This is a genomic window from Pseudomonas sp. GW821-FHT04C07, assembly GCF_059420325.1.
In genome coordinates, this window is sequence record NZ_JBWKTM010000006.1 from 313297 (window position 1) to 338613 (window position 25317).

The window sequence follows — 25317 nt, forward strand, 5'->3', positions numbered from 1 at the left end:
GAACCTGATGTCCGCAAAAAGACTACTGCCATTGTTCGCACTTTGTTGCAGCCTGATTGGTCTGCCCGCATGGGCGATTGATGTAGGCGAGCACGCCCCGAATCTGACGGCAAAAACGCTAAATGGCGAAACGTTTGATTTGCAGAAACAGGCTAATCAGGTGGTAATCGTGAATTTCTGGGCGTCGTGGTGTGAGCCATGTCGTGAAGAAATGCCAGCCATGGAAACCTATTACCAGCAGCACAAAGGTGAAGGGCTAAAGATTATTGCGATCAGCATGGATGAGCCAGAGGATGATCAGATGGTGCATAAGGTCATGGCCCATTACAGCTATCCCGCAGCGTTCCAGCGAGATGCAGATTTCCAGGGTTTTGGCCGAATCTGGCGCATGCCGATGACCTACGTTATCGACAAGCAAGGTGTGGTGCGCAAGGATGGCAGCGTCGGAGACCCGAAAATCGATCTGCCTTTGCTGGATAAACTCGTGACGCCATTACTGACAGCGCATTGAGTCACTGGTCAGGTAAATTTATCTACATGTTGCATAGCGAGAAGCCGGTTCAATCCCGGCACGGTCCCCACGTTGATGCAGGAAAAGAAACGTCCGGTCACCTTGGTTTTTTTCTTCTCCCTTAGTCACTCTTCCGTTGTTGTGCTCGCTTCCATTGGTGTCGCCTTGGCCACCTCAGCGATGAAAGACAATTTTGAGGGCTATAGGGAGATGGGGGGAGGCGAACACTACGATCACTTTGCAAAGGCCGCAGGTTTTTGTGTCAACCTGGCCCAAATGAGTACCCCAGGATCGGCTGCAGAAAAATATGCGTGCTGACGTGGGCTGTTTCTGCCGTTACAAAGCCATACCGCCAATAGAGGAAGCCCCAAAGAATGCCTGCCAGTATGAATCGCACGGCGACGTAGAACAAAAAAATTGGCGTTATGTGCGGCGGATAAAAACTGGCTTCGTTGAGCAGCATGGGGATGGTCTGGGCGAGAATAATGGCGATCCAGTAAGCGGTTTTGGGGGGTAGTCCTTGCGAATCTCGCCAGGCAAGTCCTATGCCCCATACCACTGCAGACATGAAAAATAGTCGGTAAAGAATGTTTTCGTTGAACGCGCGCAGCATGAAGTAAATCATGCGCTCGGATAGGGAATGCTCGGAAAAATAAGCAACGTAGCGCGGCGGTAGCAGGTGCCTGAATACTACGACGTCCATGGTTGCGATATATATTGCGACGAGCAGCCCGATACCAAAAGCGACAGCAATAGGATGATCAAGATCATGGGAAGCCAGTCGAAGGCCGGTGCGCTGCGCAAAAAAAATCCCCAGGGTAGTGAGTGCAAGAAACAGCGCGACGCGAATCCACGGCATGTCGCCAGTGATGGCGTTGAAGACAATATCGAAACCCGCTATTGACGCAATCACCGCACCGACGAGCAGAAGCGTGCCGGCCGGTAGCCAGCTCGAACGAGGTGAGCTTTTTGAGAGCGCTTGGATACGCATAAGATTTTACAAATCCATAAATTAATGAACCCGCTTCGGCTAATGCCAGTCAGTTTAGACATTACGCGAACCGTAGCAGCTGGCGAAGCCTGCGTCCGACTGCGCAGCAGTCGTAAAACAGTCACTGCGGTATTCCAGACAAATCGTGGAAGCAGGATTTGCGACGGCTTCGCCGCCGGACGCAGCCTTCGGCAGCTGCTACGGGGGACAGTGCTGAACCTGAAATTCCTTAACTGACTGGCATTACCCGCTTCGGCGGATTTTTCTTTGCGAGGTCAACATGCATCAGCTGGATCGCGAACCGTCCACGCGCCTTCGTGTTCGCCCGCACCTGATCCGTGCTACTTCGACCGGGCGGGCCAGATGATCGCATCGATCAGGCCGGACGGTTGTTTCCTGTCATCGAGGCCGGTGGGTGGGAACTCCCCCGTGCGCGGCTGGCGGTAGGTGCCGAACAGCACGTCGAAGATCGGAAACAGCCCTGCGAAATTGCAGTCGTGGTGCTCAGGCAGCGCCGAGTGGTGAATGCGATGATATTGCGGCGAGTTCAGAACGAACGACATGCGGCCGAAGCCAATTCGGATATTCATGTGGGAGAACACGTTGTAGAAACTGATGGCCGCGTATAGGCCGACGATGGCGGAATTTGCTTTGAAGATCACCCCGGCCAGCATGTAGATCGTCAGCATCTTGATTCCGTGTTCAGCCCAATGATGCCGGTTGGTTGTCGTTGCGTTTAGCGCCGTATCGCTGTGGTGGAACGAATGCATGGCCCACATCAGCGCAAAGCGATGCTGCGCACGATGGAACAGGTACTCCATGAAATCGAGCGTGAAAGCATAAAGCAGAAAACCGAACAGTAGCCCCCATCCAGTGTTCGGCAGATCGATCCAGCCACCGCCTGCAGCATTGACGGCGACAACGGTGGCAACGGAGACGAGCGGAATAATTGCGGCCTGCGCCAAGGTGTTCAACAGCGTGTAGACCAGATTAAAGCCAGCCGACTTTAATGGTTGCACCTGGGCTGGATTGATGCGCTCGATAAGAAGGGCGATCACGACGATGGTCAACAGCGAGATGGTACCGAGCAAGGCGGCTTTAATGTCCATTGCGACCCGATCTTCCCAAAGTAGTGTCTTACGAACATTGCGGCGTATGGTGCTTTTTTTGCACTATCGACCAGACCGCGTCTTGTTCTTGGTCAACACATCAACCATCCGCTTCGGCGACTTTTTTATGATAGCAGACCACAAACATGGCGCAGGTGCAGCAATCGATCGTCAAGTTTTGTACCGCCTCAGATAGTCTGGACACGGTTTTGCGACTCAGGCGGCCTTTTTGAGGGTGGCTGCCTGACGGGCTTCTTTGAAGTCTGCGTCGCTAGCTGAAGTCTGCCCACGCCTTCGTGTTTATTGTTACTTGAGGCTGCCAGCCAAAAACTGCTTCAGACGCTCACTTTGGGGATGGTCGAGCACGCTGCCGGGCGGCCCTTGCTCAGCAAACAGCATCACTTGCGGCTCCATGGCCAACGCTCGAGCAATAGCGACGCGCTGTTGCTGACCACCGCAAAGGTGATGCTGAAGCAGTGCTGTCCAAGCCACTGCTTTGCTTAAAAGACAAGGTGCGTTTTATTGAGCGCCGTAGATGTCAAAGTCGAAGTACTTCTTGTTGATGCGGGCGTAAGTGCCGTTGGCGAGAATGGTCGCGAGGGCTTTGTTCAAGTCTTCGCGCAGCGCCACATCACTCTTGCGCACGCCGATGCCGTCACCGACGCCAAAGAATTTCGGGTCACTGAGCGTGGCGCCCGCAAACTCGTAGTCCTTACCCACCGGTTTATTCAGAAACCCATAGCTGGCTTGAATAGAGCCTTGCAAAGAGGCATCGAGCCGCCCCACCACCAGGTCGGCGTAAACCTGATCCTGATTTTGATAAGAGAGAATATCGACCCCTGTGGAGCCCCAGACCGCTTTCGCATACGCTTCCTGGGTAGAGCCCTGCTCCACACCGATGCGTTTTCCTTTCAGCGATTCGACCGTTGGCAACAGATCCGATCCCCGTTTGACGACCAATCGTGCCGGCGCGTTGGAAACCTTGTCGGTAAACGCAATTTGCTCCATGCGTTTTGGGGTGATGGTCATCGACGATGCAACGGCGTCGAACTTGCGGGCCAGCAGCGCTGGAATCATCCCGTCCCAGCTGCTTTCCACCCAGACGCAGTGGGCGTGCAGCTCTTCGCAAAGCGCTTCGGCGATATCGATACCGAAGCCGGTCAACTTGCCATCCGGTGTTTTGTACTCCAGCGGTGGATACGTCGGATCGACGCCCAGCCTCAATTCTTTACCGGTCCAATCGGCCGCCCCGGCCATGCTGGAGACCGTCAAGAACACCAGTGAAACAGCCGCAATCATTTTATTCATTATTGTTTTCCTCTATAGGCCCGCAGAGCCCGGTTGCTGACGACTTTTGTACAGACGCTGACGCTCGAAGGGTGTTGCTTCAACTCAGAAAACGTTCAGCCAATTTGACCCAATAACTCGCACCAATCGGCAGGCAGGCATCATTGAAGTCGTAACCGGGGTTGTGCAGCAGACAACCGCCCTCCCCTTGGCCATTGCCGATCACCAGGTAGCTCCCGGGGCACTTTTCCAGGATAAAGGCAAAGTCCTCACTTGCAGTGAACGGCCGCAGGTCGTTGATCAGTTGCTCTTCTCCCAACCACTCGCGGGCGACCTCACGGGCTAACGCGGTTTCCTCGGGATGATTGATCAATACCGGATGGCAGTGCTGATAGTCGATATGGGCATGGGCACCAAAACTCGCCGCCTGCCCCTGTACCAGCTCGGTAATTCTGAGTTCGAGCAGTTGGCGAATTTCGGGGGTCAACGCGCGCACGCTCAAGATCATTTCGGCAGAAGCGGGAATGACATTCGAGACGGTCCCGGCGTGTATGGAACCCACCGTGATGATTGCCGTTTCTTGAGGGTTGACGTTGCGCGACACGATACTTTGCAGCGCAATCACGATCGACGAGCAGACGACGACTGGATCGATCGCTTTATGTGGCACCGCACCATGGCCACCGGTGCCGATGATCTTGATCGTCACGGTGTCGGCCGAGGCCATGAACGGTCCGCTGTAGAATCCAAAATGCCCTGCCGGATAACCCGGGATATTGTGCATCGCGAAAATGGCGTCGCAGGGGAATCGTTCGAGCAGGCCATCCTCAAGCATTTTCCTGGCGCCGCCCAGGCCTTCTTCAGCGGGTTGAAAAACAAGATGAAGAGTGCCTTTGAACGCGCGCGATTGAGCAAGGTATTTGCCCGCCGCAAGCAAGGTTGCCGTATGGCCATCGTGGCCGCAGGCATGCATGACGCCGTCAATATGACTGGCATAGGGCAACCCGGTGGCTTCCTGTATCGGCAGCGCATCCATATCTGCGCGCAATCCAAGCGAGCGCCCCTCGCCATTTTTCAGGGTAGCGACCACGCCGGTCTTGCCCACCCCTTTACTGACCTCAAACCCCCACTCGGTCAGCCGCTGCGCAACGAGTTCACTGGTGATGAATTCCTCAAACCCAAGCTCGGGGTGAGCATGGATACTGTGACGCAGCGCGATCATCTCATCCTGCATCTCGGCAATGGCTGGTAGTACGTGGCCGGCATTCATGGCGCTGCTCCTCAATAAGATCCATCAGGCACCCGGATCCATGAGGCGAATCTTCGAGGCGCTGCTTGGGGCTGATCTTAGGGACCCGACGCGGTGCCGGGGAGGCTCAATTTGGTTATGATGACAACCAATTGTTGTCATCAAGGTAAGCTGATGAAACTGCATCAATTAAAAGCGCTGATTGCCTGTGCCGAGACGGGTAGCATCCGGGCCGCCGCCCGTTCGCTCGACATTTCTCAGGCTGCCGTGACCAAAGCGCTGCGCGAACTGGAAACGTCTCAACAGCTGCCGCTGTTCGTGAGAACCCCCAGCGGCCTGAGCTTCACTGAATATGGCAAGGTGTTGCTGACTCACGCCAGACTGGTGCTCAAGCAACTGGAACATGCCCAAACAGAACTCGATCACTTGCGTGGAAAAGCCAAGGGGCGACTCTGCGTCGGGATAACGCCATGGATCGCGTTGACCTTCCTGCCCGAAGTGGTCCTGGCATTTCGAGAGCGAATGCCGGAAGTCAAACTGGAACTGTTCGAGAGCCTGATGGCGGTCGCCCAGCCTCTTCTGCGCGATGGCAGCATGGATTTTGCGATTGGCCAGCTTCATCCTTCGCAAGCGACCCAAGAGTTTGCCTGCGAAACATTGCTCGACTACCAGACCTCGGTTCTGGTCCGCCAGGGCCATGCACGACAGGGGGCTCGAACCATTCTTGATCTGCTCGACCAGAACTGGACACTGAACTACGCGCCGGATGGACACGATGCGCTCATGCGCGAGCTGTTCTGGAAGCATGGCGCGCAGATCAACGAGGAACGAATCGTTCAAGCCCATTCACTGGCGATATTGCAGATGATGGTCGAGCGCGCCGACATGTGCACCTGGGGGCCATCCATTTTGAGTATCGCCCCGCCTTTTCTGGGTCGAGTGGTTCCCTTGTCCCTGATCGAGCAGTTCGAACCCAGGCAACTGAGCATCGTCACACGCCGCAATGGCGCGCTCAGCAATGCGGCGAACTGTTTTACCGATTGCCTGCTGGAGGTCATTCGGCGTCACGCCCGCTCAGCCAAAAAAGAAGATCGACAACTCTTTGAAACATTGCGTCTGCTGGTTTGAGACGACTCTGGGTTCACGCATTTGCGCAGCGCTGCACAAACGCCGTTCAACCTGATCCTCGAGGCGCGCAAGTAACCGGAAGATCCACACCTTGGGCATGGCGCTGACGACCCTTGGCGTCATGTCGGGGTGCAGACCATCGGTTCATGGCCGAAGCAACCTTTGACGAGTTTCGAGTAAAAACCTGTATACAATTTCATGGACAACTCTTTGTTTTATTGAATACAGTGTCGCCAACAATAAAAACAGAGAACCCTTCACCATGAAAACGCCTCTTGTTTCACAACAACGGCCTGAGGATGAAAATCTCGGGATCGGCGCGAATATGGCTTATGGCCTTCAACATGTGCTGACCATGTATGGCGGCATCGTCGCGGTACCGCTGATCGTCGGGCAAGCGGCCGGGCTGTCCCCTGCCGACATTGGTCTGTTGATCGCCGCGTCACTGTTCGCGGGTGGTCTGGCGACATTGCTGCAAACCCTCGGCTTGCCATTTTTCGGTTGCCAGTTGCCGTTGGTGCAGGGGGTGTCCTTCTCCGGTGTCGCCACCATGGTGGCGATTGTCAGCAGCGACGGCAGCGGGGGTTTTCAGTCGATATTGGGGGCGGTCATCGCAGCATCGTTGATCGGGTTGTTGATCACGCCGGTTTTCTCCAGGATCACCCGGTTCTTTCCGCCCCTGGTGACGGGGATTGTGATTACCACGATCGGCCTGACACTGATGCCCGTTGCGGCACGCTGGGCGATGGGTGGCAACAGCCATGCAGAGAACTTCGGCAGCATGTCGAACATCGGTCTGGCCGCGATAACCCTGGTGCTGGTACTACTGTTGAGCAAGATTGGCAGTGCGACGATTTCACGATTGTCGATTCTGCTGGCAATGGTCATCGGCACTGTCATCGCCGTTTTCCTGGGCATGGCTGACTTCTCGATGGTCAGCGAAGGGCCGATGCTGGGCTTCCCTACCCCCCTGCATTTCGGTGTACCGACCTTTCACGTGGCCGCAATCATTTCGATGTGCATCGTGATTATGGTGACGCTGGTCGAAACTTCCGCAGACATCCTTGCGGTCGGTGAAATCATCAATACCAAGGTCGACTCCAGGCGCCTGGGCAACGGCCTGCGCGCCGACATGCTGTCGAGCATGATCGCGCCGATCTTCGGCTCCTTCACCCAGAGTGCTTTCGCGCAGAACGTTGGCCTGGTCGCCGTCACGGGGGTCAAGAGCCGCTATGTGGTGGCCACCGGCGGGCTGTTTCTGGTGATTCTCGGGCTGCTGCCGGTGATGGGTCGGGTGATTGCCGCCGTACCGACGTCCGTGCTGGGTGGCGCCGGTATCGTGCTGTTTGGCACCGTCGCTGCCAGCGGCATCCGCACGCTGTCGAAGGTCGATTACCGCAACAACATGAACCTGATCATTGTCGCTACCTCGATTGGTTTTGGCATGATTCCCATCGCGGCACCGAACTTCTACGACCACTTCCCAAGCTGGTTCGCCACGATCTTCCACTCCGGCATCAGTTCTTCGGCAATCATGGCGATTGTACTGAACCTGACATTCAATCACTTCACCACAGGCAACTCGGATCAACAGTCGGTGTTCGTCGCCGGCACCGAGCGTAGCCTGCACTTTCAGGATATCGCGGCGCTGCGTGAAGGCGATTATTTCAGCGGCGGCAAACTCTTCGACGCCGAAGGCAAGGAGATTGCGCTGGTGAGCGACGCAGTGGAGGCACACCCCTCTCATCAGTCGAGCGATGCGAAAGCGACGAGTCCGACCGCATAACACTCGTGTCAGCAGCGTCAACGCCAGACTGAGCGTCAGGCGCAGGACCTGTGGCGAGTAACGGGGGCAAGCCCAACACTGCCCTCTGTAGGAGCAGCCGGTCGACGCTCGATTGCTCGCGATGGACGTTAACGATAACGCGTGTTTTCTGAATAAACGCGCCGCCCTTGAGTCCATCGCGAGCAAGCTGCGCTCCTACAGAGGGCAGCGTTCGCTTGGCGCAATCGGTTCTTGCCGTCGTTTCAAAGACCGGGTTCTTCCCGCCGATATTCTGAGTCATTACACACTCAACCAGAATCCGCTTATTATCGCCGCGGCTGTCGACGAGCGTTCGAATCGGCACGCGCAGGATATGGGAATGACACAAAGGCAGTGTGCTGACGCCTCCCGGATCTTTTATGAAAACCAGAACACCGGCAGGTAGCCAATGCTCACAGAAGGACTTTCCCATCTCATCGACTACGGTGTTTATCTGCTGCCTGGCCTGAGCCTCTGTTCCCTTTGGTTCTGGCTGACGCCCAAAACGCAGCCTGGCTTGCGCATCATGATCCTGCTGCTCACGTTTGTGCTGATGCGCGATGTGATGACCCCGCTGGGTTTATGGTCCCTGAGCGACGACGTGCAGATCGGCTTTACTTCGAATCCGTTTGTCGTGGCCTCGTTAGGCATCCTGTCAGTGGCGATCATCGCCGCGCTGGCATGGATCGCCCCGCAGCTGTGGAAACTCGTCGTCTGGACAAAGGGCAATCCGGCCGTCGGGCTAGCGCTAGGTGTCGCTGCCGGATGTGCAATCGGCATTCCGCTGCGGCTCTATCAGGGCATCAATGTTGGTGAAACAGTCAGCTACTGGTCCTGGCTGGCAGCAATGGTGGTACTTGCCTATGGAGGAAATGCGCTGGAAGAGTTGCTGTTTCGCGGGTTCCTGCAAGGTCATCTTGAACACCACACAACCGCCCTTCGCGCCGCCCTGATCAGTGCTGTCGCCTTTGCCGCCTGCCATTCGTTCCTGGCGTTGACCGTCACCCGGATCGGGTGGCCAATCCTGGCGTTCACACTGATTGAAGGACTGGCTTGCGCCTTGGTCCGCATGCGCTACGGCGTGATCGCTGCCACGGCCGCACACGGCACCGCGATAGTGCTCATCGCCGTGCCCATCTAAACCTACGCACAACATGTGCCCGGCTCAGAACAAGCCGAGCTGGCCGCCGATCAATGTGCTGAAGTCGTCGTGCACGAACGGCAGGATGGCGTCCGCAACCGGTTGTAGCTGGCGCGTGACGTAGTGGTCGTAGTCGATTGGCGCATGCCGGGTTTCCAGAGGCTCGGGACCTGCGGTGGTGATGACATAGCTGATCCAGCCACCGTTCTGGTACTGACGCGGCCGGCCCTGGCTATCGTTGTATTCATCGGCGATACGCGCCGCGCGCACATGCGGCGGCACGTTGCGTTGGTAGTCATCCAGTGTCCGGCGCAGGCGTTTGCGGTAGATCAGTAGATTGTCGAGCTCACCGGCCAATGTACGGCGCACATAGTCGCGCACGTAATCCTGATGCGGTTGCCGATTGAAGATGCGCAGGTAGAGTTCCTGCTGGAACTGTTGGGCCAGTGGCGACCAGTCGCTGCGTACCGTTTCCAGCCCCTTGTAGACCATCTCGCGACTACCGTCGGCGCGCGTGACCAGCCCGGCGTAGCGCTTCTTGCTGCCCTCCTCGGCACCGCGAATAGTCGGCATCAAAAAACGGCTGAAATGCGTCTCGAACTGCAACTCAAGCGCGCTTTCCAGGCCGAACGCTTTGAGCAGATGGTCGCGCCACCACTGGTTGACGTGCTGCACCAGCGCCCGCCCGATACGCGTCGCATCGTCCTCTGAATGCGTGCGCCCGAGCCAGACGAAAGTGGAGTCGGTGTCACCGTAAATCACCGCATAACCTTCTGCTTCGATCAGCTCGCGGGTCTTGCGCATGATCTCGTGGCCGCGCAGGGTGATCGAGGATGCCAGGCGTGGATCGAAGAAGCGGCAGCCGCTGGAACCCAGCACGCCATAGAACGCGTTCATGATGATCTTCAGCGCCTGTGAGAGCGGCCCGTTGTGCTCACGCTTGGCCACTTCGCGACCTTGCGAGACACGTTCGACGATGGCGGGCAGACAATGCCGGGTCCGCGAGAAACGCGCACCGCGAAAACCCGGTACCGACTCACTGTCCTCGGGATGTCGCATGCCCTCCACCAAACCCACCGGATCGATCAGGAACGTGCGGATGATCGAGGGGTACAGGCTCTTGTAGTCGAGTACCAGTACGGACTCGTAAAGCCCGGGCCGCGAGTCCATTACGAAGCCCCCCGGGCTTGCCTCTGGCGGCCGTTCCCCGAGGTTCGGCGCGACAAAACCCTGGCGATGCATCTGCGGTATGTAGAGGTGCGAAAAGGCCGCGACCGAGCCACCGCTACGGTCGGCGGGCTGACCTGTCACCGTGGCGCGTTCGAGCAGGAACGTCAGCAGCTCGGTCTTCGCGAAGATCCGCGTCACCAGCTCGCAATCCTTGAGGTTGTAGCGCGCCAGCGCAGGCTTGTCCTCGGCGAACATGCGGTCGATTTCGTCCATGCGCTGGTACGGGTTATCGATGGACTTGCCTTCGCCGAGCAATGTCTGCGCGACGTTTTCGAGACTGAATGAGGGGAAACTCCAGGTTGCCGAGCGCAGCGCCTCGATGCCGTCGATGATCAGACGTCCGGCAGCGGCGGCGAAAAAGTGATTCTTGCTCGTGCCGTGCTCGCGCCACTGCATCTCCTCGCCACCGCGCCCGAGGCGCAACGGTACGGCCAGGCGTCGAGCATGCTCGTGCAACACCCGCAGGTCGAACTGCACGAGGTTCCAGCCAATGATGGCGTCGGGGTCATGGAGGGCGAGCCACTCGTTCAGTTTTTTGAGCAGCAGCGTCCGGGAATCGCAATACTCGAGATGAAAATCGAGCGTGCTGCCGTCGCCGTTTGCAGGCCCAAGCATGTACACCTGGCGCTCGCCACAGCCTTCAAGCGCAATGGAGTACAACTCGCCCTGGGCGGTGGTTTCGATATCCAGAGAGACCAGCTTGAGTGGCGGGCGATAGTCCGGTGCGGGCTTCATCTGCGCCTCGAGCAGCATACCGCTGCCATCCAGCCTGCCGTCGAACCATACCGGCGCGGTAATGAAGCGTTCCATCAGGTAGCGTTCCGGCGGGCGAATATCGGCTTCGAAGACGTCCACACCGGCGGTGCGCAGCAGCTTGTCGAGGTGCATTAACTGACGGTGCTGCTGGCAATACAGACCGAGCACGGGACGACTCTGGAAGTCGCACAGACCCAACGGACGAAGTTCGACATCGCGTTCGCCGCGCAGCAGCAACTCGGCCTGCTCGCGTTGCTGCGCCGGAATGAAGGCCACCGAGGGCTGGTAAGGCAGACGGATATACCGGGGACCGTCGTCGGTCGCCAGCCAAAACTCGACTTGCGTACCCGCGGGCGTATCGCGCCAATGCCGGGTCAGGACAAAACCCTGCTGTAAATCCACCACTGCAACCTCAAGAACTTGCCTTTCACTGCGCGATTCTACGCGCCATCGCCTTGAATGGCGCGCACCCAAAGCGTGCTCGGCATCGTCCGAAAACCCTGATACGGCGATGCACTGACTGTTTGCCGAAGGAATGGGCGATGACAGTCGCCAAAAAATGAGTGCGGTGCAGTGCCCGGGTCTATGCCAAAGGTGTCGTCGGTGTGTATTTGAAAACGAGTCGTGCCCATTGCTTGCAATACCGGCACGACTCCAACGGCCCAATATCCCTTGTCAGTCTTCCAGCGGTTTGGGTGGCATCTCCGGCCTGGCTTCGCCTCCTTTGCCTTTTTTGCCTTTTTTGCCTGCTTTGCCCGCAGGGCCCGGCGTGGCCTCGGGCTCTGGTGGAGGTGGCGCTACAGTCTCTTTTTCCTGTTGGGGGAGCTGGTCGATGGTGCTGAAGATTTCCTTGGCTTCGATGGGGCCGGAGTGTTCGAGTTTCTTCTCGCCGTCCTTGCCCACCAGGATGACTTTGGCCTGGCCGCCGGCACCCAGTTTGAGTTCGCGAATCAGCGCCATGGTGGTCTGCGCGTCCAGGTCTTTGCCGTTGCGCTGGCCAATGGTATTGACCACGGTATAGAGCACCATGTTGCGTTCGGCGAACGCTGCGTGGTTGGCCGGCTCCTCCAGGGCCTTCTTCAGATTGACCAGCGTCGGATCCATGGCGCTGGGAGCGATGATGATCAGCGGGCGTAGTTTTCCCTGATCCTGAGCCAGAGGGGCATCGCTGTCGGCGGCCAACAAGGGGTTGATCACAGCAAGCAAGGTGACGAGGGTCAGTGACCGAATGAGCATGTGTACCACCTTTTCATGTCCATGCATCGTTCATTGAAAGTTTCATCCGTGAGAGTTCAAGCTCAGGGCCGCATCCGTTGTGCTGCTCTGAAGCTTAGGTCAGCGTGCTCATCGCGCAACCATTCGTCATCACTGAAGTTCTTTTACCTGGAGGCTCTGTGAAATGCCCTTCGAGGCGAAGGATGCCGGGTACCGGGTACCGGGTAGCCTTCACCGAGCCGAAGTTCGGTAGTGCTATAATTAAAAGTCTTGGGGGCACACGGGGGATTCGATTCGCAGGTGCTGCCATGCGAAACCTCAACAAGATGCTGCTGATCCTCGTCTGCTGCACGATAGTCCCCGCTAGCGTCCAATCCCGTGCCGGCAACCTGATGCTGGGTGGCGATTTCGCTGTCGACTATGGGCAAGGCCAGCGTTACGCCAATCCCGAGCCGGAGGAGTTTCACTCGACACCCCCCCAGCCTTATCTATCGACTTCACCCCAGAGTTTTGTGTTGATCACCGATCGGCATGACTTCCACAACTCCAGGTGGCCCACGGTCGTTGATGCCAAACCCCGCGTATTCATCCGCTCCTACAATCCGGTCGTGGGGGTGTACGTTGATACCGAGGTTATCGATCCGACGTGCATCCTGAACCCGCCGTAGTCGCGAGGCGCAGCCTGACCACCAGGTGATCGGCGCCGTATACAGATGGGTTTCGCCGGTGCTCCAGGCGAACAATAATGATCTCGACAGCAGGTAGAAAATCATCAGAAATAGGGCCATCATTCAGCCCGCAGTCACCACACACGACCGCCTCATATAGCGGTTCAGTTCAGGAACATTTGTCCACTACCTGGTTTTTCCGAGCCTCGCTTGGTGTTTTCGAGGGTAGTGGATAAGCCTTATTCTCTAGGAATAAAATTTTGACAAACGTCTGCTCCAGCGGCCTTGATATTGGCTTTGCTTCTCTGGATTACATGCAAATTGGCATCCTGGGCATCATTCAAGGCATCACCGAGTTACTACCCATTTCATCCACTGCGCACATGCGAATCGTACCGGCCCTTCTCGGCTGGCGCGATCCCGGCTCGGCGTTTTCCGCCGCCATGCAGTTGGCCGCATTGGCCGCGGTAGTCAGCTATTTCTGGCGTGACGTACGGGAAGTCGTCACTGGAAGCATCGGCGCCGTGCGACAACGTGACTTCAACAACCAGTCGTTCAAGCTGGCCGTTGCCATTGTGCTTGCGACCATCCCGATCGGCATCGCAGGCCTGGCCTTGTCCTCGATACTCAATGCGTGCGACTCACCATTAAGAGGCCTGATGGTGATTGGTATCTCATGCGTGGTGATGGCCGTTCTGCTGGCTGCGGCCGAACTCAGTTGCCGCCATCGCCGCACAGTGGGCGAGATGCGCCTGCGCGATGCGTTGATCGTCGGCATTGCCCAGGTTGGCGCGCTGATACCCGGTGTTTCCCGCTCCGGTTCAACCCTCACCGCAGCGCTCTTTCTTAACTTCAAACGCGAAGAAGCCGCGCGCTTCTCATTCCTGCTCGGGCTGCCCGCTATCGCGTTGGCCGGCCTGAAAGAGCTGTGGGTGCTGTTTCATGCACACATCCCGGCCGAAGCATGGTCGCACCTGATTTTCGGGCTGGTGATCGCCAGTGTGTCGGCATTTTGCGCCATCTGGGGCCTGATGAAGTTCCTGGAAAGGTTTTCCACCTGGCCCTTCGTTATCTACCGGGCGGCACTGGGTGTTTTCCTGATTGTCGCGGTCAGTACCGGGCTTTTGAGCTAAACAACGTTCAAACGCTAATAGAGCCCGGCCCAGTGCCTAATGCCGTTCAGTTAAGCGAATGTGGTCCACTGTAGGAGCGAGCTTGCTCGCGATGGTCGTTAACGATAACGCGTGTTTACTGGCTAAACGCGGCGCACTTAAGTCCATCGTCGGAACGCCGCCTGGAGCAAGCTCGCTCCTACAACTTCCTTAACTGAACAACATTACGGCCCAGTGCCGGGCTTTTGGCTTATTTAGGAGCGCAGCAGGCCAATCGCCCGCCGATACTTTTCAATTCGCTCCAGGTCTTCCCAGGACGGCTGGGCAATTCGGGACAAGTCGCTGTTCTCTTCAAGGTCAGCCAGTTTGACCACCCGGCCTATCGGGTTCTGCGCCGCTCGTTCGACGAACAGCTCGTAGGACTCTCCAGGCACCCTGGTGACAGACTCAATGGCCGCCAGTACCGTTTCGCTGAAACCTTCTTTACGCAGATCATCGAGGCTGATGCCGGAGTCCTCGACCACGTCATGCAGAACCGCCACGATCCGTTCTTCCAGGGTGCTGACCTTCAGCATCACTTTCAGCGGGTGCAGTATGTACGGCGAGCCGCCCTTGTCGACCTGCCCTTCGTGAGCGGCGGCAGCGATGGCGATGGCACGTTCCAGTGTTTGAGTCATCTCGGTTGTCCTTGGCTTGCAGGCCGTAGCGGTTGCTCACGTTGATGTTGAGCTTGAGCCAACCCGCGACGGACTTCCACTGAACGATAGAAGGTTGCGACCACTTGATCCTGACGTCTGCAAAACCCGTAGGAATCCCCCCATTATGGCGAGGGAGCTTGCGCTAATGCCGGTCAGTTAAGGAAATGAGGTCTCTGTAGGAGCGAGCTTGCTCGCGATGGACGTTAACGATAACGCGTGTTTTCTGAATAAACGCGTTGCCCTTGAGTCCATCGTCGGAACGCCGCCCGGAGCAAGCTCGCTCCTACAAAGGCTGCATTCACTTAACTGACCGGCATTAACGCAAGCCCCCTCGCCATAATGACCACGCAACCGTCCTACACCCCGGTTGCAGTCGCCAAAGTCGCCGCTTATAGTTCGCCCCGTCGCTGACATCGGTCGGCGATGGGGTTTCGCAGCCCTAAAACGATAAACACCAGTACCGTCAGACATGACACAGCCGGCTCCCGGCTGCGTAATGTTTTATGGCGGTTGTGCGTGGGAGACCTTCGGGTCTGCCGGGTCTTGGTGTTAATCCTCCGGTCTGCGAACCCGCGCACAACTGCCACCCAATTTGTTTCGCAGCAGAAAGGTGGCAATTCTTCTTATGTAAGGATTAACACCATGACGACTCAACACCCGCCCCGCCGCTTCACCCCCTGCTCCCATTTCGCCACCGATCACCCCATCCTGCACATCGACAGCGACGCCCCGCTACGCGACCTCCACGCCTGCGTCAGCGAACGCCTCAGCGCCGTCCTCAAATACCTGAACCTGATGGCCTGCACCAACCTGCCCGACTACGCCGAGACCGACATCAACACTGTCACCAACATCGCGCGGGTCATGGTTCAGGATGTGGCTGATGTGTTTGGGGTGATTGAACAGCGTGGTTTCGATACGCCCAAGGGTCAGTGACCGCATTTCAGTCGAAAAAAACCCGCATTGTCGCGGGTTTTTTATTGCCTGTTCCTCCTCCGTTTTTTCGACACCCAAAAGATCTCCGCTTAAAAAATCCGTGGTGGGCTCAACCGGTCAGCGCAACAACGTACACGTTTTTCTATCACGCTAAAAAAAATGGCTGATGCGAATTTGGCATGGGCCCATGCGTGACTCTCATCAGATGATTGGGCGGCTCAATTTTAAAGACGAAGCAACGTCGTACGTCACTCTTATTGAAGCTTTGGGAGGCCTCGCGATGCGGCTTCAAGCGTCTTCCAAAGGTCTCGCATCGTGGGGTTTTGATTGGCGATAGAACAATACGAGCGTATCTCCAGGCGAGTCCTCCACTCATCAGCGCCTGCCATCACCAATTGCCCTCGCGCCAGCTCATCAGTCACGGCGCTCAGAGGCAACCAGGCAACGCCATATCCCTCTATAGCCATCCTCATCAGCAGCATCGCCATATCCGCCTCATAGCATCGATCAAGAACGCAAGTGGTAGACGCATTCTTGATGACGATATCGGCCACGCGCCCCAGGAAGGTCGTCGCCGTATAAGCGAGGTGCGGTACCGGCTTGCCTGCCGCCCCCGGTAACCGATGCATCGGTTTGCCGTTTTTGTCAGGTGCGCAAAGTGGAACAAACGAATCATGCCCCAGGGTCAAACTGCCGAACTTCTCGGGGTCGAGCTGGATCGGAGCGAGGGGATGATGGTAAACGATCATCAAGTCGCAGCTGCCTTCCTCCAGCGCTATGACCGCATCGTGGATATTGGCGGCCACAACGCGAGCATTGAAGTGCTCATTCTGCTTTTGAAATTGGGTAAGCCATTTAGGCAGAAATGTCATGGAAAGACTGTGCCCGGCGGTAACCTGAATGGAGCGGCCAGGCATTCTTTCTCCCTCACGAAGGGCCAATCGCAATTGAAGCAAGGCAGCCAGCGCCTCGCGACCCTCTTCGCAAAAACTACGACCCGCTTGAGTCAGCTGAACAGGATAAGTGCCGCGATCGACCAGTTCGGCCCCCACCCATTCCTCAAGTGAGCGAATGCGGCGAGACAGCGCGGACTGAGTGACGCAGCGTACTTCTGCGGCTCGAGAAAAGTTCTTCCATTCGGCAATCGCCAGAAGATCGTCCAACCATTTGGTTTGCATGCTGGCTCCTCATTCAGCCTCTGACGAAGAGTTTACTGCGGTGCAGTGGCGCCATTGAGGGTATTTCAAAAACTATTCCAAAAACGCATCACCCTATGGTGATTACTCATCATCCTGCGCAAACAGCGTCCTTAGAATCGGTGCCGTAGCCCCGCTGCCGTAGAGCATTGGGTCATTCCTGTCTTGTCTCCTGCCAAGTAGAAAAGCAACAACACCACTTGAGGAAAGCACCGTGAAAAAAAATAACTTACCCCGCCAGATCGCTCTCGGCATCGCCATGGGCATCTTTGCAGGTTGGGCTTGCCATCATTTTTCAGCTGATGAAAAAGCTGCAAAAGAGATCGCATCCTACTTCTCAATGGTGACAGACATTTTCCTGCGTCTGATCAAGATGATCATCGCTCCTTTGGTTTTCGCCACCCTCGTCGCAGGCATTGCCAGCCTGGGAAATTCCAGGTCGGTAGGACGGATCGGCACAAGAGCCATGGCCTGGTTCGTCTGCGCTTCACTGATTTCGTTGTTTATTGGCATGATGCTAGTGAATCTATTCCAGCCAGGCGCAGGTCTGGATCTGCAAGTGACTCAGGCCACAGCGGCGCCTATAGCCGTAAACACGGGTGACTTCAGCCTCAAGGTGTTTATCAGCCATGTGTTCCCTCGCAGCATTGCTGAAGCCATGGCAAACAACGAGATCCTGCAAATTGTAGTGTTCTCGCTGTTCTTCGGATTCGCGTTGGCAGGCGTCAAGCGCGCCGGCTACACCAGGATCACCGACAGTATTGAAGAGTTGGCGAAGGTGATGTTCAAGATCACCGACTATGTCATGGCGCTTGCACCTATCGGCGTCTTCGCTGCAATCGCTGCCGCTATCACCACCCAGGGTCTGGGCCTGTTAGTCGACTTCGGCAAACTGATTGCCCAGTTCTACCTGGGTATTCTGATCCTGTGGGCGGTCTTGTTTGCTGCCGGGTACCTGTTCCTGGGTCGTTCAGTCTTCACCCTTGGCAAGCTCATTCGTGAGCCTGTTCTGTTGGCGTTCTCGACTGCCAGCAGTGAGGCCGCGTATCCAAAAACCATGGAGGCCCTGGAGAAATTTGGCGCACCGAAGCGCATATCCAGCTTCGTACTTCCATTGGGGTACTCATTCAACCTCGACGGTTCGATGATGTATCAAGCGTTCGCGATCATGTTCATTGCTCAGGCTTACAATGTTGACTTGAGCTTCACACAGCAGCTTCTGATCTTGCTGACGCTGATGATCACCAGCAAGGGAATGGCAGGTGTAGCCCGAGCTTCGGTGGTTGTCGTAGCAGCGACGCTACCCATGTTCAATCTGCCAGAAGCGGGGATTTTGCTGATCCTTGGCATTGATCAGTTCCTCGATATGGCCAGGACCGCCACCAACGTCGTTGGCAATAGCATCGCAACGGCTGTAGTCGCCAAATCAGAGCCTCATGAGGAGCCGGACGACGTACCTGAAACCGAGGCCTCCACACTTGCGAATCGAACTGTAGCCAACGCCTGAGAGCTATTACGATGAAAGTTAAATCGAAGCCGTCTCGTGGGTCATCGTTTGTACGCAAGCTAGGCATTGTGGGTGGGCTTGGCTCGCTGGCCGGCGGCGATCTTTTCTACAAGTTGGTGAAGTCCAGGACTGTACTGGAGGATCAAGGCCGCTATCACTTTCTGTTTGAGCAGCACCCCTTCAAAGATGTCTTGATGCCCTTGGACCAGGGCGCGAGCATGACCTCCAGAAAGTTCTATGTTTTTCAGGTTTGTCAGTCATTCGAGGAAAGCGCAGTCACTGCGGTCGTACTGCCTTGTTTTGCCAGCCATACCTTCCGGGAGGAGATCCAGGAGGAGATTGGCATACCTGTTCTGGACATGATGGCAGCGTTACGCAAGCACATTGACCATATCTGCGAACCAGGCGCTACATTGGGCATTATCGCTTCAGACTATGTTTGCCACTCCGGTTTGTTCGAGCGTTATTTCGGCACTGACTTCAAGCTGGTTTATCCAGGTAATGACGAGCAGTCAGGGTTGATGGAGGCGATGTATGGGGTCAACGGTATCAAAGATGGATACCTTGACGGAGTACCGCTGGAGTGTGTGTATCAGGCTTGCCTTTCGCTTCAGGAGCAAGGCGCCACGATCGTCTTGCCTGGCATGACCGAGCTCTCGCTGGTCTGTGGCGACCTGCAGCGTCGGGGTGTCACTGTCCTGGATATCAACGAGATTTATGCTGGCTTCGCCACCCTGGAAAAAGGTCAATCGAATCGACCTCCATTCAAACTCGGGATTGTCGGTGGGGTGGGGCCTGCCGCAACGGTCGACTTCATGGGTAAGGTCGTTGCGCATACCCCAGCCGGCCGCGATCAGGAACACATCAAAATGGTGGTCGAACAAAACCCCCAGATTCCCGATCGCACAGCCAACCTGCTGTATGACGAGACGGATCCGACGATGGCGATGTATGCAACCTGCAAACGACTTGAAAGCGCTGGAGCCAATGCTATTGCGATTCCATGCAATACCGCTCACGCGTTCGTTGAGCGTATCCAGGCACACTTGCGTGTACCCATTGTGAACATGCTTACCGAGACGGTAGAGGCTATCGTTCAACAGTACGGTGCGGGCAAAACAGTTGGGCTGCTGGCGACGTCGGGCACCATAAAAAGTCTGGTCTACCACGAGGCAGCCCGGCGAGCCGGGCTGCAAATAATCGCACCGGGTGTGGATTACCAAGCGTTGGTCATGGATGCCATTTATGGGGAGCGTGGTATCAAGGCTGGATTCACCGAGGGCATTTGTAAGGACCAGCTCCTCACCGCCGCAGAGCACCTGTGTGAACTGGGCGCCGATGTGCTGATCCTGGGATGTACAGAGTTGCCTCTGGTTCTGGAGCACAGCGACGCTTTCATGATCAAAGGCCATACAGTGGCGTTGATCGACCCGACAACCATTCTGGCAATGAAGTGCATTCAGCTTGCCCTTGAAACCCGGTAAATTCTCACCGACTCCAGGCAGATAACAGCAAGCTCAGGGGGCCACTTGTCTACCCCCTGCCGGCACAGCGAGCATTTTTCCAGGCGATGTCGGTACCCCACTCGAACGGCACCAGAAATGTCCGGCTGGCGATAGCATTTTTCCATCCTGCCGCTCTTCCCCTTGAATAAAATCGGTCTAAAAAGCCCGGCCAGCGCTTCGGACTTTTTGCTATTCTGAAGATGTAGGTGAAGACGCAGACTGATGCGCAACAAGAGGATAGCAAGGAAACGTGGGGCGCGTTCCCAAGGGTACACGGTTAGAAAGATCTCCGTGATGAGATCCAGCCCTTATGCCGTGTGAAGCAGAAGAGCACAAAACTGTTCTGTGAGACGCCTGATAAACCTTGTAAGCCGGAGACCAGCACCGGCCACCTACTTGATTTTCAAAGCCCGCCCTGTGCGGGCTTTTTCGTATCCGCAGGCACAAGACTAATCCCCTCCTGTTTCACTGGCTCGCTGCGGATAGTTTGGGGTATCGCCGGGTCTTAACTCCTCGGTCTGCGAACCCGCGCACAGCTGCCACCCAAAACGGTGCATGCGTTTTCACACAGCTTGGGTCGTTAGCAGCCTTTCGAGACCGGTAGCTGTCGGCTGGAAGGCGATTAATGAGCTATACCCGCTACCGTTCTTCAACGCAGGAGGTTGGTAATGAAGCTCAGAAACTCACTTGCAGCGCTAATGGTCACCGCAAGCCTCTTCGGCTGCACCACTTCATCAGACCATGGAGTGAGCGTTCCTTTGGTAGCCACCCACCGCAACCTCGGTCAGATCGGCAATGCAACTTTGACAAGCTGGGACAAACAAACCGGATTCAGTTTCTTCATCAGTGGTGTTCCAAGCGGAGCCTCGCTGCCCTTGCGCCTCTACACTTTCATCAATAAAGGCAGCTGCCAGCAACCCGGGCCAGTCGCCTACGCAATGAATGATCAGGTCAACACCAAACGCCAAGCTATACGCGGCTGGAGTTTTTCAAGAGGCGCACCTGTCGCAATGCCAGTCCTGCTTTCCGGTGAGTACTCCATTGTTGTGCGAACTGCACCAACAGATGGCAACGTAGATATTTTTTGCGGGGATATCAGGCAAGGAGGCTCGGTGAAATAGCCAAAGACATTTTGACCCGCCGCGCAGGTTTGCGGTGGCCTACTACTCAATGCAGATCAAACCGGACGCCGCGCAGGGCATCCGAACCGGCAGGTATCGGCCAAAAGCTGTCGTTGGAATAGCACCGCAGTTCTGTGGGAGCGGACTCTCGCTTTTCCTCACCGCCGCCAATGCGCCCTATGACTTTCGCTGGAGACGGTTAAGCCCCGAACCTTTCGAAGTGGTCATGGTGCTGCTGGGCCTGTCACTATTCGACGAGGCACTGCAGGACGTCTTCGGGGGCAAACGCCGCACACGCCACGCTTCGGGATATGTCCGGCTTCGAGGATCCGCAGCTGGTCGAATTGCTGCAATGCCTGCGCGAAGAAGCCGAACGGCCCGTGGCCAGCCGCCTGTTCGTTCAAGGCGTTGGGGCGCTTATTGCGCGAAACACAACTGAGCGTGGTCACTGTCGCCAATGAAGTCGACTACTCCAACCCCAGTCACTTCGCCCATGTATTTCGCAAGCACACCGGTCTTTCCCCAAGCGACTACCGGCGCCAGCGTTAGGCCTCTGCTGGCCGCAGATAGGGCTCGATAAAGCCGCAGCCAAGGATCTCGTTCAGGCGTTGCGCATCGTTCATTCGGCGAAACAGTCCAATAGTCTTCCACGGCGCGTGACCATCGACATTGGGCGCTCCCAATCCGGCCAACAGGTCGGCGATCAGTATTGATCGGGTCTCGAAGGAGATGCGTGTCAGCCCGGTGCTATTGCCGACGCCGGCATGGGCATGAGCCCCGGAAAAGGCGATCAGGCTCCCCGGAGCGATATCGACGGCAATCCCCTCCTGCGGGTCGATCGCTTCCAGCAGATGCGGAATGGCTTCGTCGGCATCCACGGCATTGCGGCCGTCTCGATGGGATCGCTGCAAAATTGCGCGCATATCGAAATCTGCGCTCGAATTACCCAGCGGTCGTTGCCAGAGGCCTGGATACAAGGCGACGGTACGCCCTGTCGCGATGGGATAGATGGGCGCCCACCAGTTGGTTTGTGCATAGATATTCGACCCCCAGGTATCGCGGTGAAACGCGATGGTGGCCGTCGTGCGGGCACGCGGCGTCGACTGCCCTGGCTCGCAATGCGGCTGAAAACGCAAATGCAGGCGATCGCACGCCAGGGTATCGGGGGCGATGCCAAGGCTTTGCACGACGTCCTGCCAGCGCTGCTGGACCTCAGCCGAGCCTGCGAAGTCGTTCTGAATTTTCGCAAAGCGCTCAGTCTGCTCAGGGTGGCTCAAATGGCGATGGATCTGTTGCGGCGACCAGGGATGCAGCGCGTCTTCGAGGAGCGCACGCGTATATTCCACCAGCGCCGTCATGGGCTGCAGGTCAGTGAAGCGAATGATCTCGCCAGCATAGATCCGGTCATGCAATTGGCGAGCGGTGCTCGGTATGGCAAGCGAGCTGTACATGACTGGAAGTCCCCTGAAGGTGCGCCCCTGACTTTAGATCCACGCCGATTGTGGCGAAAGTGGCAGGTGAGGCGAAAAAGTGCGGATCAGGCCCTGGGGACGTGAGCAACAGGCGACCTTCAAGCCATGAATGGGCGCTTATGGCAGTTCTTAGCAGGCAGTTAACGGCCCAGAGTGTGTAAAAACGCCTTCGCGAACACTTGCTATGAATTCTGAGGATTTCATCGCAGGGATCGCCCATGAAGCGCTTTATCCAAGGTGAACATCGAGGCCAAGGCACCTTACTTCCCGAGAGCCTCGACGACTACGTCAGCGATACCAATCCGGTACGCGTAGTCGACGTCTTTGTCGACGAACTCGACTTGGTCAATCTGGGTTTTGAAGGTGCCATTCCAGCCGATACTGGCCGGCCTGCTTACCACCCCCGCGATCTTGCTAAAGATCTACATCTACGGCTATCTCAACCGCATCCAGTCGAGCTGACGTTTGGAGCGAGAAGCTCAACGCAACGTCGAGCTGATGTGGCTGACCGGGCGTTTGATGCCTGATTTCAAAACCATCGCCAACTTCCGAAAAGACAACAGCAAGGCCATCCGAGGCGTCTGTCGCCAGTTCGTCGTGCTGTGTCAGCAGTTGGGACTATTCGGAGAAAATCTGGTAGCCATCGATGGCAGTAAATTCAAAGCAGTCAACAACCGCGACCGCAATTTCACCAGCGCCAAACTGAAGCGGCGAATGGAAGAAATTGAATCGAGCATCAGCCGTTACCTGGCTGTACTCGATGCTGCCGATCGGCAAGAACCAACAGCTACCGAGCCCAGCGCCGTACGGCTGGAAGAGAAAATCGCCAAGCTCAAAACTCAAATAAGGAGCTTCAAGCGATCGAAATCCAGCTCAACGAATCCCCGGATAAACAGGTCTCACTGACCGACCCAGACGCCCGCTCCATGATGACGCGTGGCACTGGAATCGTCGGCTACAACGTGCAAACAGCGGTCGATACTCAGCACCATTTGATCGTTGCGCATGAGGTGACCAACGTCGGTTCCGACCGAGATCAACTCAGCTCGATGGCCAAGCAAGCCCACGAGGCGATGGCGTCAGATACGTTGTCGGTAGTGGCTGACCGAGGTTACTTCAAAAGCGAACAAATCCTCGCTTGTCACGATGCAGGTATCACCGCCTATGTGCCCAAGCCGATGACCTCTGGAGCCAAGGCTGACGGGCGTTTCAATAACGATGCCTTCATCTATGACGCGGCAAAAAACGAATACATTTGCCCCGCTGGCGAGGCGCTGATCTGGCACTACTCCTACGTTGAAAAAGGCCTGAAGTTGCATCGTTACTGGAGTTCGAAATGCCAAGGCTGCACGTTGAAGTCGCAATGCACACCGAGCACGGAACGACGAGTTCGACGCTGGGAACATGAAGCCGTATTGGAGGAAATGCAGCTTCGGCTGAGCAAAGCACCGGAGATGATGCGAGTCCGAAAACGGACGGTTGAGCATCCCTTCGGGACGCTAAAACATGGATGGGTGCGACGCACTTCCTGACGCGAAAACTGACCGGGGTGAGTGCGGAGATAAGCTTGAATGTTCTCGCCTACAACTTGAAACGGGTTATGAAAATCATCGGTGCCAACGGTTTGATGAAAGCGCTGACGGCCTGAAAAAGGCTGATTTTGGCCCATCCCAGAGGCTGTAAAAACAGCGTTGACGTGTTCCAGATCGCGACCGATGCGACCCGCAGCATTGACCGTGCGATCGCTCAGCCAACGAAGGTCGATAATCCAAGACGATGAGGTCAGAGTGTTTTTACACACTCTGGGCCAGAAGCAGACGTTCAATGTGACAAAGAGGGGGCAGTATCTTGCTCTCATCTGCATATAGCGCAGCAGACAACAAAAAATTCATTCCTGTGGCGTGGTCGCCCTACATCAGCCTTTAACTGATGCCCCGAAACCTGCACAATTGCCGGCTTTTTTCGCGACAGGAAGTCCGGCCGTGCAACGGATTGTAATTCTGGGCGATGCCGGTAGCGGCAAATCTACCTTCGCCCGCGCCCTCGGCATGCGCCTTGGCTTGCCCGTGGTGCACTTGTGTTGGCGCTCACGCCGAATTGAACCACGTGCTGATGCAAGACTGACCCATCTCCAAATCCGCACAAATCCAGCAAAAGGTAATAGTTATCGAGGTATCCGACTGGGTCACTGACATCTCGGCAACTAGGTCAATTCGGTGTCGGCGCCAGCACGCATTATCCGAAAGGCGACGGTGGCTGTCCGGCGTATCCGCTGATGGCGATGTTGCGGGTCCATCTACTGCAGAACTGGTTCGGCTACAGCGATCTGGCGATGGAAGAAGCACTGTACAAGACCACTATCCTGTGCCAGTTTTTGGGGCTGCATCTGGATCGGACTCCCGATGAATCCACGACCCTCAACTTCCGACGCTTGTTGGAAAAACATGAATTGGCCGGAGGGACTTTGCAGGTCATCAATGGTTATCTGGACGACCGTGGCCTGATATTGCGCCACGGTACGGTGGTCGATGCGACGATCATTCACGCGCCGAGTTCGACCAAGAATAAAGACGGCAAACGCGCCCCCGAAATGCATCAGACGAAGAAGGGGAAAACCTCAACCAAGGAGGGCATCAAAAATCGCTGATTACTTCAGACCTTCCTTAGCGGTGCGGTCGATG

At 56.4% G+C, this 25317-nt stretch carries 22 protein-coding genes and 4 pseudogenes; 16 read left to right on the forward strand and 10 right to left on the reverse strand.

From position 1 onward, the window contains the following. The first annotated feature begins 7 nt into the window (after positions 1-7). The gene (locus AC07UI_RS14035) at positions 8-511 is read left to right on the forward strand and encodes a TlpA disulfide reductase family protein (RefSeq protein WP_494993042.1); all 504 of its coding nucleotides are present in this window, start codon (positions 8-10) and stop codon (positions 509-511) included. A gap of 72 nt (positions 512-583) precedes the next feature. After that, positions 584-829, forward strand: a complete 246-nt coding sequence (locus AC07UI_RS14040; RefSeq protein ID WP_494993043.1) for a hypothetical protein — start codon at positions 584-586, stop codon at positions 827-829. Here the strand turns inward: AC07UI_RS14040 and AC07UI_RS14045 are convergent. From AC07UI_RS14045 to AC07UI_RS14065, 5 genes and pseudogenes are all read right to left on the reverse strand, one after another. Beyond that, entirely contained in the window at positions 774-1502 is a 729-nt protein-coding gene (locus tag AC07UI_RS14045) for a hypothetical protein (RefSeq protein ID WP_494993044.1), read from the reverse strand. The genes AC07UI_RS14040 and AC07UI_RS14045 overlap by 56 nt on opposite strands. Positions 1503-1843: 341 nt before the next feature. Then, positions 1844-2611, reverse strand: a complete 768-nt coding sequence (locus AC07UI_RS14050; RefSeq protein ID WP_494993045.1) for a sterol desaturase family protein — start codon at positions 2609-2611, stop codon at positions 1844-1846. Between the two features lie 306 nt (positions 2612-2917). Next, positions 2918-3073, reverse strand: a pseudogene (locus tag AC07UI_RS14055) (histidine/lysine/arginine/ornithine ABC transporter ATP-binding protein); the annotation flags it as partial. Between the two features lie 57 nt (positions 3074-3130). Further along, positions 3131-3910: an ABC transporter substrate-binding protein gene (locus AC07UI_RS14060; protein ID WP_494993100.1), complete on the reverse strand. Its 780-nt coding sequence runs from the start codon at positions 3908-3910 to the stop codon at positions 3131-3133. 88 nt (positions 3911-3998) lie between these two features. Next, positions 3999-5168: a M20 aminoacylase family protein gene (locus AC07UI_RS14065; RefSeq protein ID WP_494993046.1), complete on the reverse strand. Its 1170-nt coding sequence runs from the start codon at positions 5166-5168 to the stop codon at positions 3999-4001. A 117-nt stretch (positions 5169-5285) separates the two neighbouring features. Between AC07UI_RS14065 and AC07UI_RS14070 the strand changes: the two genes are divergently transcribed. The 4 genes from AC07UI_RS14070 (at position 5286) to AC07UI_RS14085 (ending at position 9220) form a co-directional block, all read left to right on the forward strand. Beyond that, complete coding sequence (locus AC07UI_RS14070; protein WP_494993047.1) at positions 5286-6275, forward strand: LysR family transcriptional regulator; 990 nt, start codon at positions 5286-5288, stop codon at positions 6273-6275. A 262-nt stretch (positions 6276-6537) separates the two neighbouring features. Beyond that, positions 6538-8061, forward strand: coding sequence for a nucleobase:cation symporter-2 family protein (locus AC07UI_RS14075; protein ID WP_494993048.1), 1524 nt, complete (start codon positions 6538-6540; stop codon positions 8059-8061). Between the two features lie 121 nt (positions 8062-8182). Beyond that, on the forward strand, positions 8183-8485 hold the full coding sequence (locus tag AC07UI_RS14080) for a hypothetical protein (RefSeq protein ID WP_494993049.1): 303 nt from the start codon (positions 8183-8185) through the stop codon (positions 8483-8485). A gap of 3 nt (positions 8486-8488) precedes the next feature. After that, positions 8489-9220: a CPBP family glutamic-type intramembrane protease gene (locus AC07UI_RS14085; protein WP_494993050.1), complete on the forward strand. Its 732-nt coding sequence runs from the start codon at positions 8489-8491 to the stop codon at positions 9218-9220. Positions 9221-9244: 24 nt separating this feature from the next. Here the strand turns inward: AC07UI_RS14085 and AC07UI_RS14090 are convergent, their stop codons facing one another. Together AC07UI_RS14090 and AC07UI_RS14095 are read right to left on the reverse strand one after the other, a co-directional pair. Next, positions 9245-11608 (reverse strand): DNA polymerase II, encoded by a 2364-nt coding sequence (locus tag AC07UI_RS14090; RefSeq protein ID WP_494993051.1) that lies wholly within the window; start codon positions 11606-11608, stop codon positions 9245-9247. 273 nt (positions 11609-11881) lie between these two features. Continuing rightward, entirely contained in the window at positions 11882-12442 is a 561-nt protein-coding gene (locus AC07UI_RS14095; RefSeq protein ID WP_494993052.1) for a DUF4174 domain-containing protein, read from the reverse strand. Positions 12443-12729: 287 nt separating this feature from the next. Here AC07UI_RS14095 and AC07UI_RS14100 point away from each other — a divergent pair, with 287 nt between their 5' ends. Further along, entirely contained in the window at positions 12730-13089 is a 360-nt protein-coding gene (locus AC07UI_RS14100; protein WP_494993053.1) for a hypothetical protein, read from the forward strand. Positions 13090-13349: 260 nt separating this feature from the next. Continuing rightward, positions 13350-14222, forward strand: a complete 873-nt coding sequence (locus AC07UI_RS14105) for an undecaprenyl-diphosphate phosphatase (RefSeq protein WP_494993054.1) — start codon at positions 13350-13352, stop codon at positions 14220-14222. Positions 14223-14455: 233 nt separating this feature from the next. Here the strand turns inward: AC07UI_RS14105 and AC07UI_RS14110 are convergent, their stop codons facing one another. Beyond that, on the reverse strand, positions 14456-14878 hold the full coding sequence (locus AC07UI_RS14110) for an HD domain-containing protein (RefSeq protein WP_494993055.1): 423 nt from the start codon (positions 14876-14878) through the stop codon (positions 14456-14458). A 663-nt stretch (positions 14879-15541) separates the two neighbouring features. Here AC07UI_RS14110 and AC07UI_RS14115 point away from each other — a divergent pair. Beyond that, positions 15542-15835, forward strand: a complete 294-nt coding sequence (locus AC07UI_RS14115; RefSeq protein ID WP_494993056.1) for a fructose-bisphosphate aldolase — start codon at positions 15542-15544, stop codon at positions 15833-15835. 254 nt (positions 15836-16089) lie between these two features. On the opposite strand, the gene AC07UI_RS14120 is transcribed toward AC07UI_RS14115, so the two are convergent. Then, a complete protein-coding gene (locus AC07UI_RS14120; RefSeq protein ID WP_494993057.1) occupies positions 16090-17013 on the reverse strand; it encodes a LysR substrate-binding domain-containing protein in 924 nt (307 codons plus the stop codon). Between the two features lie 232 nt (positions 17014-17245). On the opposite strand from AC07UI_RS14120, the gene AC07UI_RS14125 reads away from it, so the two are divergent. The 4 genes from AC07UI_RS14125 (at position 17246) to AC07UI_RS14140 (ending at position 21713) form a co-directional block, all read left to right on the forward strand. Beyond that, positions 17246-18538 (forward strand): dicarboxylate/amino acid:cation symporter, encoded by a 1293-nt coding sequence (locus AC07UI_RS14125; protein WP_494993058.1) that lies wholly within the window; start codon positions 17246-17248, stop codon positions 18536-18538. Positions 18539-18549: 11 nt separating this feature from the next. Further along, positions 18550-20022: a cysteate racemase gene (gene cuyB / locus AC07UI_RS14130; protein ID WP_494993059.1), complete on the forward strand. Its 1473-nt coding sequence runs from the start codon at positions 18550-18552 to the stop codon at positions 20020-20022. 689 nt (positions 20023-20711) lie between these two features. Next, a complete protein-coding gene (locus AC07UI_RS14135) occupies positions 20712-21164 on the forward strand; it encodes a hypothetical protein (RefSeq protein WP_494993060.1) in 453 nt (150 codons plus the stop codon). A 420-nt stretch (positions 21165-21584) separates the two neighbouring features. Beyond that, entirely contained in the window at positions 21585-21713 is a 129-nt protein-coding gene (locus AC07UI_RS14140; RefSeq protein WP_494993061.1) for a helix-turn-helix domain-containing protein, read from the forward strand. Here AC07UI_RS14140 and AC07UI_RS14145 read toward each other — a convergent pair. Further along, complete coding sequence (locus tag AC07UI_RS14145; protein ID WP_494993062.1) at positions 21710-22615, reverse strand: hypothetical protein; 906 nt, start codon at positions 22613-22615, stop codon at positions 21710-21712. The genes AC07UI_RS14140 and AC07UI_RS14145 overlap by 4 nt on opposite strands. Before the next feature lie 239 nt (positions 22616-22854). Here AC07UI_RS14145 and AC07UI_RS14150 point away from each other — a divergent pair. From AC07UI_RS14150 to AC07UI_RS14160, 3 pseudogenes are all read left to right on the forward strand, one after another. Next, positions 22855-24284: pseudogene (locus tag AC07UI_RS14150) on the forward strand (IS1182 family transposase). A 334-nt stretch (positions 24285-24618) separates the two neighbouring features. Beyond that, positions 24619-24750: pseudogene (locus tag AC07UI_RS14155) on the forward strand (AAA family ATPase); the annotation flags it as partial. A 119-nt stretch (positions 24751-24869) separates the two neighbouring features. Further along, positions 24870-25247, forward strand: a pseudogene (locus AC07UI_RS14160) (transposase); the annotation flags it as partial. Between the last annotated feature and the right edge of the window lie 70 nt (positions 25248-25317).

Coding starts and splice junctions, on each gene's coding strand:
- AC07UI_RS14145 (WP_494993062.1), bottom strand. CDS start 22,615: ATGTACAGCTCGCTTGCCATACCGAGCACCGCTCGCCAATTGCATGAC.
- AC07UI_RS14050 (WP_494993045.1), bottom strand. CDS start 2,611: ATGGACATTAAAGCCGCCTTGCTCGGTACCATCTCGCTGTTGACCATC.
- AC07UI_RS14035 (WP_494993042.1), top strand. CDS start 8: ATGTCCGCAAAAAGACTACTGCCATTGTTCGCACTTTGTTGCAGCCTG.
- AC07UI_RS14135 (WP_494993060.1), top strand. CDS start 20,712: ATGAAGCTCAGAAACTCACTTGCAGCGCTAATGGTCACCGCAAGCCTC.
- AC07UI_RS14115 (WP_494993056.1), top strand. CDS start 15,542: ATGACGACTCAACACCCGCCCCGCCGCTTCACCCCCTGCTCCCATTTC.
- AC07UI_RS14095 (WP_494993052.1), bottom strand. CDS start 12,442: ATGCTCATTCGGTCACTGACCCTCGTCACCTTGCTTGCTGTGATCAAC.
- AC07UI_RS14120 (WP_494993057.1), bottom strand. CDS start 17,013: ATGCAAACCAAATGGTTGGACGATCTTCTGGCGATTGCCGAATGGAAG.
- AC07UI_RS14080 (WP_494993049.1), top strand. CDS start 8,183: ATGGACGTTAACGATAACGCGTGTTTTCTGAATAAACGCGCCGCCCTT.
- AC07UI_RS14070 (WP_494993047.1), top strand. CDS start 5,286: ATGATGACAACCAATTGTTGTCATCAAGGTAAGCTGATGAAACTGCAT.
- cuyB (WP_494993059.1), top strand. CDS start 18,550: ATGAAAGTTAAATCGAAGCCGTCTCGTGGGTCATCGTTTGTACGCAAG.
- AC07UI_RS14110 (WP_494993055.1), bottom strand. CDS start 14,878: ATGACTCAAACACTGGAACGTGCCATCGCCATCGCTGCCGCCGCTCAC.
- AC07UI_RS14045 (WP_494993044.1), bottom strand. CDS start 1,502: ATGCGTATCCAAGCGCTCTCAAAAAGCTCACCTCGTTCGAGCTGGCTA.
- AC07UI_RS14065 (WP_494993046.1), bottom strand. CDS start 5,168: ATGAATGCCGGCCACGTACTACCAGCCATTGCCGAGATGCAGGATGAG.
- AC07UI_RS14075 (WP_494993048.1), top strand. CDS start 6,538: ATGAAAACGCCTCTTGTTTCACAACAACGGCCTGAGGATGAAAATCTC.
- AC07UI_RS14085 (WP_494993050.1), top strand. CDS start 8,489: ATGCTCACAGAAGGACTTTCCCATCTCATCGACTACGGTGTTTATCTG.
- AC07UI_RS14100 (WP_494993053.1), top strand. CDS start 12,730: ATGCGAAACCTCAACAAGATGCTGCTGATCCTCGTCTGCTGCACGATA.
- AC07UI_RS14060 (WP_494993100.1), bottom strand. CDS start 3,910: ATGATTGCGGCTGTTTCACTGGTGTTCTTGACGGTCTCCAGCATGGCC.